Consider the following 21,461-nt stretch of genomic DNA (forward strand, 5'->3'; position numbering starts at 1 on the left):
AGTTTTTATTTTTACAGAAGAGAACCAAAACAAAAAACAACCAACCAAAAAATACACGATGATTATGAAAAAAATACTACTCTTACTTTTCTTGCTAACCGGAATTGCACAGGCCCAGATTGTGAATATTCCCGATGCTAATTTAAAGACGCAATTGCTGCAAGCAAGTCCGACATATTACATTGCCAAAAACTTAAGCGGGAATTTTTTTAAGATTGACAGCAATTCTGATGGTGAAATTCAAGTTGCAGAAGCTTCGCAAGTAAGTTATTTGTATTTAAGAGAAATGAATATTTCTAATATGACTGGAATTGAAGATTTTGTAAATGTAAATGAACTGATTTGCGAGAAAAATGAAATCAGTTCTTTGAATATTTCATCATTGCCAGGGTTAAGGATTTTAAGATGTGGAGAAAATAACCTTTCCAGTATTGATGTTTCCTTATTAGGTAATTTAGTACAGTTTGATTGTGAGAGAAATCAAATTACAACGTTAAATGTGTCTAACTTAAACAATCTGTTTAACTTTAATTGTTCACATAATCAACTTTCGTCATTGAATGTGAGTAATATGGCTGTATTAAGCCAGTTCTTTTTTAATGACAATGCAATAACTACAATAGATTTATCTGCGAATAATAGTCTGCGAGTTTTAGATTGTCAAAATAATCAGTTGTCCGCTCTAAATGTTTCAAACTTGGTGGAAGTTTCGGATATTTCTTGCTATGGAAATTTATTTACAAATTTAAATTTTCAAAATCTTCCCCAACTAAAATGGTTAGTATGCGGAAATACTCAATTAACCGCAGTGAATTTGGATAATCTGCCAGCTTTGAAACATTTATCAATTGGCGGAAGTGGTATAACATCATTGAACCTGTCTGCTCACACCGGATTAACAAGTTTAGGTATTGGAGGAACAAGTATAACGGCTGTAGATTTATCGGCATTGGTTAATTTAGTCACATTAGATGTAAGTGATAATCCAAATCTTTTATCGCTGGATTTGTCTTCAAACAGCAATCTTTACAATATTAGTATCCATTCGGATATTGCGCTTACCCATATCAATTTAAAAAATGGGAAAGTTCAGAATATTGACCAGTTATTCTATGATACTTCATTGCTTAGTTTACAATATATCTGTGGAGATGATGCCGAACTTGGGATTTTACAAAGCGAAATCGATTATTTTTATGCCCCATACAATATTTCGGTTAATACGTACTGCTCCTTCACACCGGGAGGAAATTACAATACGATCTCAGGAAATATGATTTTTGATTCCAATAATAATGGTTGTGATATCGCTGATTTGCCACAGTCTTTCCTGAAAGTGAAAATTAATGATGGGACAAATGAAGGATTTTCGCTTCTAAATGACAATGGCGAGTATGCTTTTCATACCCAAGCCGGTAATTTTACCTTAACACCAAATGTAGAAAATCCAACATTTTTTATTTTCTCTCCACCGAATGCAGTAATTAATTTTGGAAACAACAATAACAATAACGCGAATCAGAATTTCTGTATCACGGCAAACGGGTTTCATCCTGATCTGGAAATTGTGATCGCTCCGATTGTTCCTGCAAGGCCCGGCTTTGACGCGGTTTATAAGATAGTATATAAAAACAAAGGAAATCAGGTGATGACGCAATCTTATGGCATCAACTTTATGTACAACCAGAACCTAATGAATTTTGTTTCGGCTTCGCAAACTCCTTCTTCGCAAGGTGCTGGAGGGATCAGTTGGGATTATGCTAATCTAATGCCTTTCGAATCCAGAAGCATTACCGTTACCATGAATGTAAACAGTCCTACAGCGACAAATCCCGTAAATATTAATGATGTGCTGCAATTGACAGCGACTATTTTACCAATGGCAGGAGATGAAACAACGATGGATAATTTGTTTCAGTTCAATCAGACCGTTGTAGGTTCTTTTGATCCAAATGATAAATTATGTGTTGAAGGAAAAATCATTTCGCCTGTAAAAATAGGGGGATACCTGCATTATGTAATTAATTTTGAAAACACAGGAACGGCACCAGCAGAGAATATTGTGGTGAAAGATATTATCGATACGGTAAAATTTGATGAAAAAACATTGCAGGTATTAGACAGTTCGCATCCGGTGACTGCCAGAATTTCGGGAAATAAAGTAGAATTTATTTTTCCAAACATTAATCTTGGATATGGAGGGCATGGAAACATTTTACTGAAAGTTAGAACCAGAGATAATTTGATTGATGGAGATGCAGTGGAGAATAAAGCGGATATTTTCTTTGATTACAATGCTCCAATCGAGACCAATGTAGCCCGAACAACCTTCCAGTCTTTAGGTATTGATGAAAATACAATAGATAATGCAATAGCTATTTATCCTAACCCGACAAATGGTATGATTCATATAAAATCAATAAATACCATTCAGTCTGTCCAGCTTTTTGATGTACAGGGAAGAATATTGATGACAAGGGTTTCGGATGAACCAAGTGAATTGATTGATTTGACTTCAAGGGCTGCCGGAATCTATTTTATCAAGATTAGTACTGAAAAGGGAACCAAAGTTGAAAGAATAATTAAAAAGTAAATAATTTGTTTTAAGTTGGAAAAGGCTCAAAAGTTTCACTTTTGGGCTTTTTCGTTTTTTGGCTCATTGTCATTGAAATTGCTTTTTTGAAAGAATTAACTAAAACCTTACTTCAAAACTTTTTTATTTAGTTAAGAATTTATTAGATTTGTTAAATTATATTTTTTTAAGATTAATTCCCAAATTATATTATGTCAAAAACAGCAATATTAGAATTTGATGGCAATAAGTATGAGTTTCCGGTTTTAGTAGGAAGCGAGAATGAAGCAGCTATCGATATAGAAAAACTACGTGCCCTAACCGGCGCAATCACTCTTGATCCGGGGTATAAAAATTCTGGTTCTTGCCAAAGTGAGATTACATTCCTTGACGGAGAAGAAGGAATCCTGCGTTACAGAGGGTATGCCATTGAAGATTTAGCTGAAAAAGCGAATTTTCTAGAAGTATCTTACCTGGTTATTTTTGGAGAGTTGCCTGCAAAAGCAGAGTTGGCGCAATTTGAAACAGACATCAGGAAATATACTTTGGTAAACGAAGAAATGAAAAACATCATTGATGGTTTTCCTAAAACAGCGCACCCAATGGGCGTTTTGTCTTCGTTGACCAGTGCATTAACTGCTTTTAATCCAAAAGTTGTCAATGTAGAAAACGAAAAAGAAATGTATGAGGCAGTTTGTAAAACAATGGGTAAATTCCTTGTTATTGCTACCTGGACATACAGAAAATGCATGGGTTATCCTTTGAATTATTACGATAATACGAAAGGATATGTTGAAAACTTCATGCGATTAATGTTCGAATTGCCTACTGGACCGTATACAGTAAATCCGGTTGTGGTAGATGCTTTAGATAAATTATTTATATTACATGCGGATCACGAGCAAAACTGTTCAACATCGACAGTAAGAATCGTAGGTTCATCACATGCTGGTTTATTCGCTTCAATTTCTGCAGGAGTTTCTGCTCTTTGGGGCCCGCTTCACGGTGGTGCTAATCAGGCGGTACTTGAAATGCTTGAAGAGATTCAGAAAAATGGAGGTGATGCTGATAAATATTTGGCTAAAGCCAAAGATAAAGATGATCCGTTCCGTTTGATGGGCTTTGGTCACAGAGTGTATAAAAACTTTGATCCAAGAGCAAAAATCATTAAAAAAGCAGCGGATGAAGTTTTAGCAACTTTAGGTGTTGATGATCCGATTTTAGGAATCGCTAAGAGACTGGAAGAATCAGCTTTAGTTGATGAATATTTTGTGTCAAGAAAACTATATCCGAACGTAGATTTCTATTCAGGAATCATTTATCGTGCATTAGGAATTCCTACGGATATGTTTACGGTACTTTTCGCTATTGGCCGTCTTCCGGGATGGATTGCGCAATGGAAAGAAATGCGAGTAAACAAAGAGCCGATAGGCCGTCCGCGTCAGGTGTATACCGGACATCCTTTGAGAGAGTTTACTCCGATGGATAAGAGATAAATTAAATCAATTAAATAAATGAAAAGCTTCTCCCATCGAGAAGCTTTTTTTATATTTGCTTACAAGAGCGTCAGCAAACTGACCAAGTAAAGCCAAAAGCTATTTTATGCTACAATTAAATGTAAAAAACGAATCATCAAGATTAAGAGCCGTTGTTTTAGGTTCGGCAATAAATAATGGGGCAACGCCTTCAGTAGACGAAGCGTATGATCCTAAATCATTAGAACATATCCTTGCCGGAACCTATCCTGTAGAAGTCGATATGGTAAATGAAATGGAAGCTTTCAATAAAGTATTCCAGAAATATGATGTTAAAGTGTTTCGCCCGGAAATGATTGAAAATTACAATCAGATTTTCGCCAGAGATATTGGATTTGTTATCGATGATACTTTTATTAAAGCTAATATTCTTCCGGACAGAGAGCGCGAGTTAGATGCGATACAATATGTTATCGATCAGATAAACCCGTCTAAAATAGTCCGTCCTCCGGAAGAAGTACATATTGAAGGAGGAGATGTTATGCTTTGGGACAATTATATTTTTATAGGAACTTACAAAGGAAGCGATTACAAAGATTACATTACAGCAAGGACTAACATGGAAGGTGTACAGTATATCAAAGAATTGTTCCCGAACAAAATTGTCAAAGAATTTGATTTGGTAAAATCTAAAATTGAAGCCAGAGATAATGCATTGCATTTGGATTGCTGTTTTCAGCCTGTGGGAAAAAATAAAGGAATAATCTACAAAAGCGGTTTCCGTGAAGAAGCAGATTATATGTTTTTAGTACATCTTTTTGGGAAAGAAAACCTGTTTCATATTACACGGGACGAAATGTATCACATGAATTCCAATGTGTTTTCCATTGCGCCTGATGTAGTAGTTTCCGAAAAGAATTTCACAAGATTAAACAACTGGCTTCGTGAAAACGGATTTACGGTAGAAGAAATTCCATATGCCGAAATCGCTAAGCAGGAAGGACTTTTAAGATGTTCTACTTTGCCTTTAATTAGAGACTAATTTTATGTCATCCAAAAAAAGGATGAACTTAAACTAAAATAAAATGAAACAAACTACAAATTCAATATTGATGATTCGTCCAGTTGCTTTTCGCATGAACGAACAAACGGCTGTAAATAATTACTACCAAAAAGTATTAGACGGATTGTTGCCCGCTACAGTAAATGCTAAAGCACAACAGGAATTTGATGTTTTTGTTGAAAAATTGAGAGATGTTGGTGTCGATGTGACTGTCGTTGATGACACCTTAGATCCTGATACGCCGGATAGTGTTTTTCCAAATAACTGGATTTCGTTCCATGAAAATGGAGATGTAGCATTGTATCCGATGTTTGCCGAAAACCGAAGATTGGAGCGTCGTGAAGAAATTCTGGATTTGCTCGAAGATAAAGGTTTTCAAATTGAAAATATTGTCGATTATACTTCGGCGGAGGAAGATGGTATTTTTCTTGAAGGAACAGGAAGTTTGCTTTTAGACAGACAAAACGGAAAAGCCTATTGTGCGCTTTCGCCTCGTGCCGACGAAGAATTGTTTATCGAATTTTGTGAAGATTTCGAATTGACTCCGGTTATTTTTGAAGCATTTCAAACCGTAAACGGTGAGCGTAAATTAATTTACCACACTAACGTAATGATGTGTTTGGGTGAAACCTACGCTGTAATTTGTGCCGACAGTATCGATGATAAAAAAGAACGAAAAATGGTGTTGGATAGCTTGCGTGGGGATGAAAAAGAAGTAATCTTAATTACCGAAGATCAGGTGAATAATTTTGCCGGAAATATGCTGGAAGTAAAAGGAGCTAACGACAGAAGGTATTTAATAATGAGTGCTTCAGCACATCAGAGTCTGACTAAAAAACAAATTGCTCAACTGGAAGAACATGTAACCATCTTAAGTTCAAGTTTAGATACCATTGAAGCCTGTGGAGGCGGAAGCGCACGTTGTATGATGGCGGAAATTTTCTTGCCAAGAGAAGAAGAAGAAGAAGAAGAAGAATAGAAAGTCTTAAACATAAAAAAAGCCCGTTATAATTCATCATGACGGGCTTTTTTTATGTTTTATAGGAATTATATTCCTCTTATAATACTCAAAATAGAACTTATAATGTATTGAATTCCAATTGCGATGGTTAGGAATCCGACAATTCTTGAAATAGCAACAATTCCTGAGGCACCTAATATTTTTGACAGGTAATGTGCGCTTCTTAAAACCAGATAAATACTAAAAGAAACCGCGATGATTGATAATGTCGAGATAATCATTTCGTTAGGTTCATGATGTTCCTGGTAAAACGCAATCAATAGTGAAATAGAACCGGGACCGGCAAGCATCGGCATGGCAAGCGGAGTCAATGCAATATCGTTTCTGCTTTGCACATCAGTCTTTACTTTTTTATTAATACCCCTTTTTTTGCTGAATTTACCGGAGAGCAAAGAAAACCCTGAACTGGCAATAATGATACCTCCTGAAATTCGGAGTGCATTAATCGTAATCCCAAAAAAAGACAAAACATATTGGCCTATAAAAAAAGAGATAATCAGAATGATACTCACATTAATTGAGGTCCAAAGCGAAATCCGCGAACGCTCTGCTTTGTCATCATGTTGGGTAAGACCAACGAAAATTGGCACTGTTCCAATTGGATTTAATACTGAAAATAAAGCAAAAAATAGATAAATAAATAATTCCATGTTTTTTTGGCAAAAGTATAGGTTGGACAGTGATTGATTATTACGAAATCATCAATAATTTATAAAGATATAGATTTTAGTTTAAAGCAGCAATTTTGAGTACTTTTGTGGAAAAATAATCAAGAAATGAAGAATAAAAAAACTGTCGTACTTGGAGCATCTGCAAAATCGGATCGTTATGCTTTTAAAGCCGTTACTATGTTAGTCGAAAAAGGGCATTCGGTTATTGCAATAGGTCAAAACGCAGGAGAAGTGGCAGGAATTACAATACGAACAAAAAATATTCCATTGGCTAATATTCACACGGTGACACTTTATCTTAATCCGGCACGCCAACGCGATTATTATAACTATATTCTGGAGACCAAACCCAAACGTGTGGTTTTTAATCCGGGAACTGAAAATCCGGAATTTTACCAACTGCTCAAAGCAAACGGAATTCAGGTCGAAGTGGCTTGTACTTTGGTTTTATTGGCTACTAATCAATACTAAAAGGTTCAGGAGCTATTCCTGCTATCCGTTACAATCTGTTATTGCAGAAGAGTAATCTTTTGAATCGGATTTCTTTTTTTTTGCAATAACAGGATTTTCACTTCTATCAGGGCTAAAAAAAACTAAAATCGCGTTTCTTTTATCGCTGGCCTGCTGATTAATAACAACCCAAGGAAAGTAATGAGGCCATTCACAATGATGATTTCATAGGAGAAAACATATCCGTTAGGCCGTGTTTTGAAGTTTTCGTTAATTAAAAAAGTAATCAAAGGAGCTGCTACACAAATAACAGGAACAAGTTTGTCATTGACGGTTTTGGATTTCATGAACAAACCAAAAGCATACAATCCCAATAATGGGCCATATGTATAGCTTGCTACTGTGAAAATCATGGCAACAACTGAGCTGTCATTAAAAGAATTGAAAATTACAATTACCAGAAACATTAAAAAAGAAAACCCAATATGTACCAAATGGCGTTTTCTTACAATATTAGGCTTGTTTAAGTTTTCTTCTTTGTCCATTCCCAGAAAATCAACACAGAAAGAAGTTGTTAATGCTGTCAGCGCTGAGTCTGTTGTAGCGAAAGTAGCCGCAGTCAGTCCTAATAAAAAGACAATTGCAGGAAATAAACTCAAATGATGGAAGGCAATTTCAGGGAACAATAAATCCGTTCTTGGTTTTCCGGTGATTAAATCATTCGGTACATCAATTCCGTTTTTAGCTGCATAAATATAAAGCAAAGCTCCTACGCTTAAAAAGAAAATATTGATAATCACAAAAATCCCTGTAAAAGTGTACATGTTTTTTTGTGCTTCTCCAATGTTTTTGCAGCTCAGGTTTTTCTGCATTAAATCCTGATCCAGTCCAACCATAGCAATAGTTGTAAAAATCCCGCCCAAAAGCTGTTTCCAGAAATAGTTGCCTTTCAGATAATCTTCAAAAAAGAAAATCTTAGAATAACTGCTGTTTTTTACTTCTTCAAAAGCGCTGACGATGCTCAAATCCAAACTTCTGCAAATGAAAAAGATGGTCAGGAATACCGAAGAAACTAAAAAGAATGTCTGCAAAGTATCAGTAATAATAATCGTTTTTAAACCGCCTCGATACGTATAAGCAAAAATCAGTAAAAGCGACATTAATACAGTAAATGTAAATGGAATTCCGTAATACTCAAATACATAACGTTGCAAAACGATGACAACAAGATACAGTCTGAATGCTGATCCGATGGTGCGGCTAATCAGGAAAATAGTCGCTGCGGTCTTATAACTGATAACTCCTAAACGCTGTTCAATATAACCATAAATAGAAGTCAGATTCATTCGGTAATACAACGGAAGTAAAACTTTGGCAACGATAATAAAACCGATGGCATTACCTAAAATAAACTGGAAATATTTGAACTGAAGGTCCGGATTTCCTACTTCTCCCGGAACAGATATAAAAGTTACGCCCGAAAGCGCAGTGCCAATCATTCCAAAAGCAACCAGATACCATTTAGAGTTTTTATTTGCTTTAAAAAACGCATCATTTCCGCTGTTTTTCTTACTCACAACATGTGAAATAAGGAATAATAATCCAAAATAAATTACAATAAGTGATAAGATGGCGAATGGCGTCATTTTTAATACAATTTTAGTAGTGCCAAAATACAAAAAATATGTTCATTTGATTGTCTTGCTTATTTGTTTATTTAGAAAAAATGAAACTTCGGTCCGCTCTTTTTTAAAAAGCTAAAAATCCGACTCTCTAACGATCTAAATAACTATTTTTGTACCATGGAATTCTCATCAAAATTATTAGAAAACGCAGTTAATGAAATGTCTCAATTACCGGGTATTGGTAAGAGAACGGCTTTGCGATTGGTTTTACATCTGTTGAAACAACCCAGCGAACAAGTCCGGTTTTTATCGGAATCTTTGCTTAAAATGCGAGAAGAGATTAAATTTTGTAAAAACTGTCATAACATTTCAGATGTCGAAGTTTGTGAAATTTGCCGTAACCAAAGCCGTAACCAGGAAATTATCTGTGTTGTAGAAGATGTACGTGATGTGATGGCAATTGAGAATACAGGACAATTTCGAGGCATTTATCACGTTCTTGGTGGTAAGATTTCGCCTATTGATGGCATTGGACCTAGTCAGCTGAATATTTCTACTCTGGTTGAAAAGGTAAAATCCGGTCATGTGAAGGAAGTTATTTTTGCGCTGAGTTCAACAATGGAAGGAGATACGACTAATTTTTACATCTATAAGCAAATTAAGGAAACCGAGGTTGTAACTTCGTCTATTGCCAGAGGGATTTCGGTAGGAGATGAACTGGAATATGCAGATGAGGTTACTCTTGGGCGAAGTATTGTAAATAGAATTCCTTTTGAGAATTCTTTCAAAAATAATTAATTGAATTAAATGGATTTAGGGTTTTATTTTTGCAAATGAAAAACCTATATTTGTTTCCCAAAATTGTCACTAAAAATGAATAAAATATATAGTTTTCTGGGCCTTGTTTTTCTTTTTCTGGTTACCTCCTGCGTATCAAATAAAGATTTGGTTTACCTTCAAAAAACAAGTGGTTCCAGTCAACAGTCTGCAGTAGAGCCTATTAATTTAAAGCCGTATCGGGCTCAGGTAAATGACATCCTGACTGTGAAAATAAAAGCACTTGATCAGAAACTGGTTGAGATGTTTAATACTACCGAAGGAAGCGCTACACAATCAAATACTCCGGATAAATTGTATTTTGATGGTTTTTCAGTAGATGATCACGGGAATATCCGTGTTCCGGTTTTAGGCGAAGTTGCTGTAATCGGCTTAACACTTGATGAGATTCGGATTAAAATCGAAAAACAATTGTTAGACCAATATTTCAATAAAGAAGCTGATATTTTTGTTTCGGTAAAATTAGCCGGAATGCGTTATACGGTCAATGGAGAAATAAGCAGTCCGGGAACCAAAACACTTTTTCAGGATAAAGTAACGATTCTTGAAGCTATCGCAAATAGTGGAGATATAACTACTGTTGGTAATCGCAAAGAAGTAATGGTAATAAGGCAGTATCCGCACGGTACTGAAATGCATTCGTTAGATTTAACCAATGTTGATGTAATGAAATCCCCTTATTATTACATTCAGCCAAACGATTTTATCTATGTTAAGCCTTTAAAACAGAAATCCTGGGGGTTTGGAGTTAATGGTTTGCAGTCATTTACCACTATTTTAAGTGCTTTTACCTTATTGGTAACCACCTATTTTTTGATAAAAAAATAATTTCATCTGATGCTTGACACGAAAGACTTTTCTTTTTTTGAAAATCAAAACAGTTTTGATTTCAAGGCTTTTTTTACAAAAATACTGGGCTATTGGAGTTGGTTTCTGGTAAGTTTAATCATTGCCTTTACAATCGCTTATCAGGTAAATATCAGAAAGCAGAAAATATACGGCGTGTCTACAACTATTGCCTATAAAGAAGAAAACAATCCTTTTTTTACTTCAAATACAAGCTTAGTTTTCAATTGGGGAGGGACTTCAGATCAGGTTCAAACCCTAACAACCACCATAAAATCCCGTTCACATAACGAAATGGTTGTTAAAGAACTTAATTATTTTATCGAATATTTAAGACAAGGAAAATACAATATTGAAGATGCTTATGGTGAAGTACCTTTTTATGTAAATATCAATAAAAACCTTCCACAGCTCAAAGGACAACTAATCAACATCAGATTTGTGAGCCCAAATGAGTACGAGATGGTCATTAATTTTGAAGAGCCAAGTGTTGCGTTGTTAAATTATACTACTGAAACAGAAAGTAAAACAAATGTTGTCGTTGGGGAGTTTAAGAAGCGGTATAAAATCGGTGAGCAAGTTTCATTGCCATTTTTACATTGGAAACTGGAGCTGACTAATAATCCTGGTTTTTATGAAGGATCAAGCCACATGGTGCGATTTGCTGATTTTAATAGTATTGTAAATAAATACAAAGATATTGACATTCAGACAGATGTAAAAGGAGGTGCTATTTTAGAGTTAAACCTGCAAGGTACAAACAAGGCCCGAATGGTTGATTATTTAAATGGAACTGTAAAAAAACTTATCGACAGGCAACTACAAGCTAAAAATCAATTTGCAACAAATACTATTGCTTTTATCGATAGTACTTTAGTTGCTATGGAAGGACAGCTGAAGAATACAGAAGATGAGTTAAAAAACTTCAGCAAAGACAAAAATATATTTGAAGTCGAATTAGGAGGTGAAAAATACACAAGCCAAATTACCGATTTAGATGTTGAAAAAGATTTAATCAACAGAAAGCTGGCGTATTACAATACTTTAAAAGCGTATCTGATAAACAGCACTGATTTTTCTAAACTTCCTGCTCCATCCGTTGCCGGGATAGATGATCCTAATATTGTTGCGAATGTTACAAAATTAACGGCCTTATCTACAGAACGTTCGGAACTGTCGTACGCAGTTAAAAACGATAAAAAGTTTAAGGACTTCGATTCGCAAATGGAAGCGCTTAAAAAAGTATTGCTGGAAAATATTTCTTCAGCAAAAGCATCTATTCAGTATGATCTTTCCGCGGTCAACAGAAAAATAGGCTATGCCGAAAGTACAATTAAGAGATTGCCGGAACAACAGCAGGAATTGGTTAAAATCAATAGAAAATACGATTTAAATAAAAATGTTTACAACTCATTTCTTGAAAAAAGAAGTGAAGCTGATATCGTAAGAGCTGCCAATTTATCCGATATTCAATTTATTGATTCTGCAAAAGATACCGGAGGTGGATTAATGGGGCCTAAAACAAGTGTAAATTATGTTCTGGCTTTGTTTTTAGGATTGTTATTACCACTTCTGCTGGTTTTCGGAATTACTATAATCGATAATACTATTAAAAACACTGACGATATTACTAAATTGACAAAAATCCCTATCCTTGGTGTGGTGGGTAAGAAAAATACGAGAGGTAATCTGTCAGTGTATGAAAAACCTAAATCTGCCTTAGCCGAAAGTTTTAGGGCAGTTAGATCATCATTACAGTTTTTATATAAAAGGCAACAGGCTGGTTCTAAAACTTTGATGCTGACTTCTTCCATCAGTGGGGAAGGGAAATCATTTTGCAGTATAAACATTGCTACTGTTTTTGCTTTAAGCGAAAAGAAAACGGTTATTGTCGGTCTGGATTTAAGAAAGCCGAAAATTTTCGATGATTTTAACATCGAAAATACAGTTGGTGCTGTCAATTATTTAATTGGGCAAAAAACACTGGAGGAAATTACACAGTCAACTTCGATTCCCTATTTGGATTTTATTCCGGCAGGGCCAATTCCTCCCAATCCAGCCGAATTGATCATGGGTGAAACCATGAAAGAAATGCTAGATGAACTGAAAGAAAAATATGATTATATCATTCTGGATACACCGCCGGTCGGATTGGTTTCAGATGCATTAGAGCTGACTCCTTTTTGTGATGCGACATTGTATGTGGTAAGACAAAATGTAACAAAAAAAGAAATGCTGTCATTAGTGAATAATAAGCACAAAAGAGGTGAATTAAGTAACATTAGTATTGTATTTAACGATTTCGAACAAAAAGCGAAATACGGTTACGGTTACGGCTATGGTTATGGTTACGGAAATTATTCTGATGGGTATCATGAGGTTGAGAAACCTGAAAACCCAATAAAAGTATTCATTCAAAAATTATTCAAAAAATAAGTGCTAATGCAAGAGATAAAGAGTAAAATAGTAATAACAGGAGGAGCGGGTTTTATTGGATCGAATTTGTGTGAACATTTCTTGAGCAAAGGCTATCAGGTTACATGTCTGGACAATTTTGCAACGGGTCATCGTCATAATATTGAACACTTATTAGGTAATACTGATTTTACTTTAATAGTTGGCGACATTAGAAATTATGAAGACTGCAAAAATGCAGTTGAAGGAGCTCATTATGTATTGCATCAGGCGGCATTAGGCTCGGTGCCAAGATCTATTGCTGACCCAATTACATCTAATGAGGTCAATGTTTCCGGTTTCTTGAATATGCTGTCAGCCGCTAAAGAAGCTAAGGTGAAGCGATTTGTTTACGCAGCAAGCTCTTCTACATACGGAGATTCAGAATCTTTACCTAAAATCGAAAATGTAATAGGGAAACCACTTTCGCCTTATGCTATTACAAAATATGTGAATGAGTTATATGCGGAAATTTTCAGTAAAACTTACGGTATAGAAACTGTCGGTTTGCGTTATTTTAACGTTTTTGGAAGAAAGCAGGATCCAAATGGAGCGTATGCTGCGGTTATTCCAAAATTTGTAATGCAATTCATGAAGCATGAAAGCCCTGTTATCAATGGAGACGGAAATTATTCAAGAGATTTTACATACATTGATAATGTAATTCAAATGAACGAGCTGGCAATGACTTCACAAAACCCGGAAGCAGTGAACACCGTTTTCAATACTGCTTATGGAGACAGAACGACGTTAAACGATTTAATTCAATATTTACAAAAGGAATTGGCTAGGTTTGATCCTAAAATTGCCGATGTAAAAATAATTTATGGACCAACCAGAGCAGGTGATATACCGCATTCGTTGGCCAGTATAGATAAAGGAAAAAAAATATTAGGTTATAACCCACAATTCTCTTTGCAGCAAGGGTTGCAGGAGGCTGTTCAGTGGTATTGGGATAATTTAAAATAAGAAAATGAAAATAGGAGTTATAGGATTAGGGTATGTAGGCTTGCCATTAGCCAGATTGTTTGCTACAAAATACGATGTGGTTGGTTTTGATATTAATACCAAAAGAGTTGCTGAGCTAAATTCAGGATTAGACAGTACTTTGGAAATTAGCGCCAGTTTGCTTCAATCAGTTTTGAAAACTGAAAACTCATCTGAAACAGGACTATATTGTTCTACTTCAGTTGAAGATATGAAAGACTGCAATTATTATGTAGTTACAGTTCCTACACCAGTAGATAAAAACAATAAACCGGATTTAACACCGCTTTACAAATCAAGTGAAACCGTAGGGAAAATACTTAAAAAAGGTGACATCGTTATTTATGAATCTACTGTTTATCCTGGAGTAACGGAAGAAGAATGCGTGCCTGTTTTAGAACGTGTTAGCGGATTGAAATTTAATGTTGATTTCTTTGCCGGTTATTCGCCCGAGCGTATTAATCCAGGAGATAAAGAGCATACAGTTGAGAAAATTCTAAAAGTAACTTCAGGTTCAACTCCTGAAATTGGAATAAAAGTTAATGAGCTATACAAATCGGTTATAACAGCCGGAACGCATTTGGCTCCAACTATCAAAGTGGCTGAAGCCGCAAAAGTGATTGAAAATTCACAACGTGATATCAATATTGCTTTTGTAAATGAATTGTCTAAGATCTTTAATATTCTAAATATTGATACACAGGACGTTTTAGAAGCAGCCGGTACAAAATGGAATTTTCTGCCTTTTAAACCAGGCTTGGTTGGCGGACACTGTATAGGAGTTGATCCATATTACCTAGCTCAAAAAGCGCAAGAAATGGGGTATCATCCTGAAATTATTCTGGCGGGAAGACGACTTAATGACAGTATGGGTGAATATGTAGCTTCGCAGGTAGTGAAATTGATGATTAAAAAAGGAATCAGCATTAACGGTGCTCAATTATTGATGTTGGGAATTGCTTTCAAAGAAAACTGTCCTGACGTTAGAAATACTAAAATTGTGGATGTAATTGCGGCTCTGAAAGAATACGGAATTCAGGTTACGATTTATGATCCATGGGTAAATCCGGAAGAAGTTATGCATGAATATAACTTGGAAACTACGACTGAATTACCTTCTGCTATTTTTGATGCCGTGGTTTTAGGTGTGGCTCATAAAGAGTTTTTAGCGACTGATTTGAAATCGCTGCAGAAACAAAATTGTGTTTTATATGATGTTAAAGGGATTTTAGGCAATCATGTCGATGGAAAACTTTAATTTTACGGAAATTTTAAATTAATCTAAAGCTCACTTTAGAAGAAAATATACTAATGAAAATTAATTCTATTTGTTGCATTGGAGCAGGTTATGTAGGAGGTCCTACTATGGCAGTTATTGCTCAAAAGTGTCCTGATATAAAAGTTACTGTTGTCGATTTAAATGAAAATAGAATTGCAGCATGGAATGATACTAATTTGGAAAATCTGCCGGTTTACGAGCCTGGTTTAGATCAGGTTGTTGCGGAAGCAAGAGGAAGAAATCTGTTTTTTTCAACGGAAGTTGATAAAGCGATTGATGAAGCCCAAATGATTTTTATTTCGGTGAATACGCCAACAAAAAATTATGGTGCAGGAAAAGGAATGGCAGCCGATTTAAAATATATTGAATTGTGTGCCCGTCAAATTGCAAGAGTAGCCAAATCGGATAAAATTGTAGTTGAAAAATCAACTTTGCCGGTTCGTACTGCAGAAGCTATCAAAACAATTTTAGACAACACAGGGAACGGGGTACAATTTCAAATATTGTCCAACCCTGAATTCTTAGCCGAAGGAACAGCTGTACAAGATTTGCATAATCCGGACAGAGTACTTATTGGCGGACATGAATCTCAAGCTGGGAAAGAAGCCATACAGGCATTAGTTGATGTTTATGCACAATGGGTTCCTAAAGACCGGATTTTAACCACAAACGTATGGTCCTCAGAATTATCAAAATTGACGGCAAATGCGTTTTTGGCGCAAAGAGTTTCGTCTATCAATGCAATTTCTGAACTGTGTGAAAAAACCGGAGCTGACGTTTCTGAAGTAGCTAAAGCCATTGGAATGGACGCAAGAATCGGTTCTAAATTTTTAAAATCATCTGTTGGTTTCGGAGGATCTTGCTTTCAAAAAGATATTCTTAATTTGGTTTACATTGCAAAATCATATGGTTTGCACGAAGTAGCTGATTATTGGGAACAGGTGGTTATTATGAACGATCATCAAAAAAGCCGTTTTTCGAAAAATATAGTCAAAACATTATATAATACGGTGTCCGGAAAGAAAATTGCACTTTTAGGATGGGCTTTCAAAAAAGATACTAACGATACAAGAGAATCAGCGGCTATTTCGGTAGCAACCGATTTAATTGCAGAACAGGCACAGGTAGTTGTGTATGACCCGAAAGTTTCGGAAGAACAAATTATTTCGGATTTGAATTATTTGGAAAAAGAAGATTTGCAGCATATCAAAGTTATTGCAAATCCGTATGAAGGCTGCAAAGATGCGCATGCAATCGCAGTTCTTACCGAGTGGGATGAATTTAAAACTTACGATTGGCAAAAAATATACGATAGCATGTTAAAACCTGCTTTTGTTTTTGACGGAAGAAATATATTAGATAAGCAACAAATGAAATCGATAGGATTTACGTATGTTGCAGTAGGAAGCTCTTCATAAATAGAAAAGATGAAAAATGTATTAATCACAGGAGGAGCTGGTTTTATCGGTTCGCATGTTGTCAGGAGATTTGTTCAAAATTACCCGGATTATCATATTTTTAATCTCGATGCCCTGACATATGCCGGGAATCTGGAGAATATTAAGGATATTGAAAATGCGGACAATTATACTTTTATTAAAGGAGATATTGTTGATGAAGTTTTTATTAACGATATTTTTGCTAAGTACCGTTTTGACGGTGTTTTGCATTTAGCAGCTGAATCTCACGTGGACAGGTCAATAACGGATCCTTTATCTTTCGTAAAAACCAATGTTATTGGTACGATGAATTTACTCAATGCGGCTAAAAATCTTTGGAAAGATAATTTTGAAGGAAAAAGATTTTATCATATTTCTACTGATGAGGTTTATGGTTCGCTTGGTGCCGAAGGATTGTTTACTGAAACGACTCCTTACGATCCAAATTCACCTTATTCGGCATCGAAAGCCAGTTCAGATCACTTTGTAAGAGCTTATGGAGAAACGTACGGATTACCTTATGTTCTGACCAATTGCTCCAATAATTACGGGCCATTTCATTTTCCGGAAAAATTAATTCCATTATTCATCAATAATATCATCAATAACAAACCGCTTCCGGTATATGGAGACGGAAATTATACCCGTGACTGGCTATTCGTAAAAGACCATGCGGTTGCGATTGATTTGGTTTTCCATAAAGGAAAAAATCATGAAACGTATAATATTGGTGGTTTCAATGAATGGAAAAATATTGATCTGGTAAAACTGCTGTGTGGTGTAATGGATCAAAAACTGGGAAGACAGGAAGGCGAATCAGCAAAATTGATTACCTATGTCAAAGACAGACCAGGACACGATTTGCGTTATGCTATTGATGCATCCAAGATTAATAAAGAATTAGGCTGGAAACCGTCTGTCACTTTTGAAGAAGGACTTGAGCAGACTATCGATTGGTATTTAAGCAATACAGAATGGTTAAATAATATCACTTCGGGCGAATATGCTAAATATTATGAAAAACAATACAATTAGAAAAGTATGAAAGGAATTATATTAGCAGGAGGTTCCGGGACAAGATTACATCCTTTAACCCAAGTGGTTTCTAAGCAATTGCTGCCTATTTATGATAAACCGATGATTTATTATCCGCTATCAGTATTAATGTTGGCAGGAATCAATGAAATTCTGATTATTTCTACACCACAGGATTTGCCTAATTTCAAACGATTATTTGGAGATGGAAATCAAATCGGACTAAAACTTTCTTATGTTGAGCAACCTTCGCCTGATGGTTTGGCACAAGCTTTTATTTTGGGAGAAGAATTTATTGGTGATGATGATGTTTGTTTGGTTTTGGGAGATAATATTTTTTATGGAGCCGGATTGCAAACGTTGCTTAATAATTCGGTAACTATTGTCAAAGAAAAGCAGGAAGCCGTTGTTTTCGGGTATTACGTTGATGATCCGGAGCGTTATGGTGTGGCTGAGTTTGATAAAGACGGAAAAGTATTGAGCATCGAAGAAAAACCTACTGATCCAAAATCTAATTTTGCAGTTGTAGGCTTGTATTTTTACCCGAATTCGGTGGTGGAAATAGCCAAAAATGTTAAGCCCTCACATCGTGGAGAATTAGAAATCACCACTGTAAACCAGGAATACCTCGAAACTGAAAAACTTAATTTGCAATTAATGGGGCGTGGATTTGCCTGGCTGGATACCGGAACTCATGAATCTTTGACAGAAGCAACTGAGTTTGTTAAAGCGGTAGAGAAGCGTACAGGCCTTAAAATTGCCTGTATTGAAGAAGTTGCCTTCAGAAAAGGCTTTATTGATGCTGAAAAATTCCAAGATTGTGCCAGCAACCTGGGAAAAAGCAGTTATGCTGATTATTTGAGGAAAATCTCTAAAAAAGGTTAAAAATTATATAAATCGAAAAAAAAAGCTAATTATCTCCGGATTAATTGGCTTTTTTTTATTTAATGAAGTAAAATTAAGAAATGCTTTGAGAGGAATTAATCGTTTTTCTTATTTTTCCTCTCATTGTTTATAAATTTTATGATTTATTTAACTGATTATGGCGGTATTCTTATTTTATTTTTATATTTTTCACCTCGTGATTTTATTGGTGCTGAATAAAATTTGGGCCAAAAAAATAATCGAAGTTTTACTTCTTCAACAAGGAAAAAGTATTTCGGATTTTATTTTTTAAATATGTTTAACTGATTGATTGATGAGTTGGATTAAGAAATTATTTTTTGTAATACTGATGATAATATCATCAGCGGACTTCGTTAAGGTTTATGCTGAAAATTCTGAAGACAATTTAAAAAAAGAACAAATTACCTCTTCGGATTTCAGTAATGGAGTTGCTGTTACATGTGCTGTTGAAATAAAACCTTTGATTGGTATTGAGGCTACATCTGCCAATCATCGGGATAATTTTATTCTTTGGGATTTTAATACTGTTTCGCAAGATTCTGAGATTAGTTTCAGTAATCAGCAATTAAAAGCATACCGTCGCTACGCCCTTAAAAAAGAGACAAGAGTCAAGAAAAAAAAACACAAATTAGGAAAGGCAAACTTTCCGTCTTATACTGCAAATAAAGAAAATCTGATTCTGGATGAAGTAACAATTCAAATGCCTTCAAGGCTTGTAACCAATTTTGAAGGAAATAAAAAACAATTCGAACGTTTTTGTAATATTGAAATAACGCCTGATTAACCTACTTAGAAAAATAGTACTGATTATTATTACTATGATTCAATGGCGTATTTTTAATAAAATATTAATTGCAAATAAAATTTGCTAAATATAATTACATTCAAATGTGTGGTATAAACGGTTTTATTACGAACCTCGAATTAAATAAAGACAAAGGGCAATCTATTTTAGATGATATGAATAGCTTAATTCGTCATCGCGGCCCTGATGAGGATGGAAGCTTTTTTGACCAAAGCGATTCTTATAAAGTAGGTATGGCAATGCAACGCTTGTCCATCATAGATTTGTCTACAGGGAAACAACCTATATTTTCCGAAGACGGACAAAAAGTAATTGTTTTTAACGGAGAGATCTACAATTATCCTGTCATTAAAAAAGCTCTTCTGGGGCAAGGGATTGAGTTTTCGACTACTTCGGATACCGAAGTTATTCTGAAACTATATGAACTGGAAGGGCCTTCCTCATTTTCAAAACTTGATGGAATGTTTGCTTTCAGTATTTACGATAAATCAATCGACAAACTTTTTATTGCACGTGATTTTTTTGGTGAAAAACCATTGTATTATACGATTCAAAATCAATCGCTGTATTGGGCTTCTGAATTAAAATCGATTGTAAAAGTACTGCCTCAAAAACCTGAAATTTGTACAAAAGGACTTAATTTGTTTTTGCAGCTGAGTTATACTCCTGCACCCTTTACTATTTATAAGGGAATTCAAAAACTGAATGTGAGTCATTATTTGGAAATCGATTGTACTAATTTGGCTGTAATAGAAAGAGAAATTCCTTCCGTTGCACATACAAGTTATAAAGGAATCTCGAAAGGAGAAGCTGTAACACTTACGGCTCAAAAAGTGCGTGAAAGCGTAAAAAGCCGTTCAATTGCGGATGTGTCATTAGGGACGTTTTTATCCGGTGGAGTTGATTCTTCCATTGTGTCACTATGCCTGGCAGAACAATCGTCATCAAAAATAGATACTTTTTCAATTGGGTTTGAAAAGAAGGAATTTGACGAATCCGGAAAAGCGAGAACGGTATCGGAATTAATTGGAAGCCAACATCATGAACTGATAATTTCTGAAAAAGATTTAGAGAAGGATTTACATAAGATTATTTTGAATTTTGATGAACCTTTCGCGGATTCTTCAGCTCTGCCAACTTATCTGGTTTCTCAGCTTGCATCAGGAAGTGTTAAAGTTGCGCTCACTGGTGATGGTGGTGATGAAGTGTTTGGAGGATATAATAAATATTTTATTGGCCGGTTAAATCATCGATACACTAACATTGTTCCTAAATCCGTACATAGGTTTGGTCAGGAAAAAGTCGAAAAGCTATTACGGGTTCATGAAGATAGCCGAGGGATTAAATTTAAAGTGAACAGATTGGTAAAAGCCATAAATTACGAAGGGAACTTTTATCTGAATATCATTTCGCTGGCATTTCAATCCTATGAATTGCCCAAAATTTTAAAACCGGAGTATTTACAGAAAGACAGTTTTAATCATTTCAAAGAAAGCATCGGAAGTCAAAACAAGACGCTGACAGATTTCAGAAATATAGACAGAAGATTAAGTTTAGAAGGAGATCTGCTGGTAAAAGTCGATAGAACCAGTATGCTGAATTCAATAGAATGCAGGGCACCTTATCTCAATCAGGAACTTTGGAATTTTACTTCTCAGCTGCCAGAATCGTTTCTGATAAGAGGATGGGATAAAAAGCACATCCTGAAAGAAGCTTTCAAAGATCACTTCCCAAAAGATTTTCTGGATAAAAGCAAAAAGGGATTTGGTGTTCCAGTAGGGGATTGGCTGAGGACACATTTACAGAAAGAGTTACTCTCTTTTATAGATCCGGGGTTTATTGAGAAACAGCAAATTTTTCAATTAGAAGCAGTTTCAAAATTAGTGGAACAGCACATTTCAAAACAAGTCGATAATACATTTAGAGTTTGGACATTTTATTGTTTTCAATTATGGTATAAAACTACTTTTCAAAAATAATTTTTATAAAAATAAGT

The 21,461-nt window shown here is 35.2% G+C and carries 17 protein-coding genes; 15 read left to right on the forward strand and 2 right to left on the reverse strand.

Annotated elements, in window-relative coordinates:
• Positions 1-64 precede the first annotated feature (64 nt).
• From ACRDEC_RS04440 to ctlX, 4 genes are all read left to right on the forward strand, one after another.
• Positions 65-2,593, forward strand: a complete 2,529-nt coding sequence (locus ACRDEC_RS04440) for a DUF7619 domain-containing protein (protein WP_431497120.1) — start codon at positions 65-67, stop codon at positions 2,591-2,593.
• A 191-nt stretch (positions 2,594-2,784) separates the two neighbouring features.
• Complete coding sequence (locus ACRDEC_RS04445) at positions 2,785-4,068, forward strand: citrate synthase (RefSeq protein WP_431497121.1); 1,284 nt, start codon at positions 2,785-2,787, stop codon at positions 4,066-4,068.
• A gap of 106 nt (positions 4,069-4,174) precedes the next feature.
• Positions 4,175-5,089, forward strand: coding sequence for a dimethylarginine dimethylaminohydrolase family protein (locus ACRDEC_RS04450; protein WP_431497122.1), 915 nt, complete (start codon positions 4,175-4,177; stop codon positions 5,087-5,089).
• A gap of 43 nt (positions 5,090-5,132) precedes the next feature.
• Positions 5,133-6,089 carry a citrulline utilization hydrolase CtlX gene (gene ctlX / locus ACRDEC_RS04455; protein ID WP_431497123.1) on the forward strand — a complete coding sequence of 319 codons (957 nt, stop codon included), beginning with the start codon at positions 5,133-5,135 and terminating at the stop codon, positions 6,087-6,089.
• 68 nt (positions 6,090-6,157) lie between these two features.
• On the opposite strand, the gene ACRDEC_RS04460 is transcribed toward ctlX, so the two are convergent.
• On the reverse strand, positions 6,158-6,781 hold the full coding sequence (locus ACRDEC_RS04460) for a MarC family NAAT transporter (protein WP_431497124.1): 624 nt from the start codon (positions 6,779-6,781) through the stop codon (positions 6,158-6,160).
• Positions 6,782-6,907: 126 nt separating this feature from the next.
• Between ACRDEC_RS04460 and ACRDEC_RS04465 the strand changes: the two genes are divergently transcribed.
• Entirely contained in the window at positions 6,908-7,273 is a 366-nt protein-coding gene (locus tag ACRDEC_RS04465) for a CoA-binding protein (protein WP_431497125.1), read from the forward strand.
• A 122-nt stretch (positions 7,274-7,395) separates the two neighbouring features.
• Here ACRDEC_RS04465 and ACRDEC_RS04470 read toward each other — a convergent pair whose 3' ends face one another.
• A complete protein-coding gene (locus tag ACRDEC_RS04470; protein ID WP_431497126.1) occupies positions 7,396-8,898 on the reverse strand; it encodes a sodium:solute symporter in 1,503 nt (500 codons plus the stop codon).
• A gap of 156 nt (positions 8,899-9,054) precedes the next feature.
• On the opposite strand from ACRDEC_RS04470, the gene recR reads away from it, so the two are divergent.
• The 10 genes from recR (at position 9,055) to asnB (ending at position 21,444) form a co-directional block, all read left to right on the forward strand.
• On the forward strand, positions 9,055-9,675 hold the full coding sequence (gene recR, locus ACRDEC_RS04475; protein WP_431497127.1) for a recombination mediator RecR: 621 nt from the start codon (positions 9,055-9,057) through the stop codon (positions 9,673-9,675).
• 75 nt (positions 9,676-9,750) lie between these two features.
• On the forward strand, positions 9,751-10,542 hold the full coding sequence (locus tag ACRDEC_RS04480) for a polysaccharide biosynthesis/export family protein (protein WP_431497128.1): 792 nt from the start codon (positions 9,751-9,753) through the stop codon (positions 10,540-10,542).
• A gap of 9 nt (positions 10,543-10,551) precedes the next feature.
• Complete coding sequence (locus tag ACRDEC_RS04485; protein ID WP_431497129.1) at positions 10,552-12,996, forward strand: polysaccharide biosynthesis tyrosine autokinase; 2,445 nt, start codon at positions 10,552-10,554, stop codon at positions 12,994-12,996.
• A 6-nt stretch (positions 12,997-13,002) separates the two neighbouring features.
• Positions 13,003-13,983: an SDR family oxidoreductase gene (locus ACRDEC_RS04490; protein ID WP_431497130.1), complete on the forward strand. Its 981-nt coding sequence runs from the start codon at positions 13,003-13,005 to the stop codon at positions 13,981-13,983.
• Positions 13,984-13,987: 4 nt separating this feature from the next.
• On the forward strand, positions 13,988-15,259 hold the full coding sequence (locus ACRDEC_RS04495; protein WP_431497131.1) for a nucleotide sugar dehydrogenase: 1,272 nt from the start codon (positions 13,988-13,990) through the stop codon (positions 15,257-15,259).
• Positions 15,260-15,312: 53 nt separating this feature from the next.
• A complete protein-coding gene (locus ACRDEC_RS04500) occupies positions 15,313-16,698 on the forward strand; it encodes a UDP-glucose 6-dehydrogenase (RefSeq protein WP_431497132.1) in 1,386 nt (461 codons plus the stop codon).
• A gap of 9 nt (positions 16,699-16,707) precedes the next feature.
• Complete coding sequence (rfbB, locus tag ACRDEC_RS04505; RefSeq protein WP_431497133.1) at positions 16,708-17,754, forward strand: dTDP-glucose 4,6-dehydratase; 1,047 nt, start codon at positions 16,708-16,710, stop codon at positions 17,752-17,754.
• A gap of 6 nt (positions 17,755-17,760) precedes the next feature.
• A complete protein-coding gene (rfbA, locus tag ACRDEC_RS04510) occupies positions 17,761-18,639 on the forward strand; it encodes a glucose-1-phosphate thymidylyltransferase RfbA (protein WP_431497134.1) in 879 nt (292 codons plus the stop codon).
• Between the two features lie 349 nt (positions 18,640-18,988).
• Positions 18,989-19,444, forward strand: coding sequence for a hypothetical protein (locus ACRDEC_RS04515; RefSeq protein WP_431497135.1), 456 nt, complete (start codon positions 18,989-18,991; stop codon positions 19,442-19,444).
• A gap of 104 nt (positions 19,445-19,548) precedes the next feature.
• Positions 19,549-21,444: an asparagine synthase (glutamine-hydrolyzing) gene (gene asnB, locus ACRDEC_RS04520; RefSeq protein WP_431497136.1), complete on the forward strand. Its 1,896-nt coding sequence runs from the start codon at positions 19,549-19,551 to the stop codon at positions 21,442-21,444.
• Positions 21,445-21,461 lie beyond the last annotated feature (17 nt).

It is taken from the genome of Flavobacterium sp. (assembly GCF_050696275.1).
Classification (GTDB): Bacteria; Bacteroidota; Bacteroidia; order Flavobacteriales; family Flavobacteriaceae; genus Flavobacterium.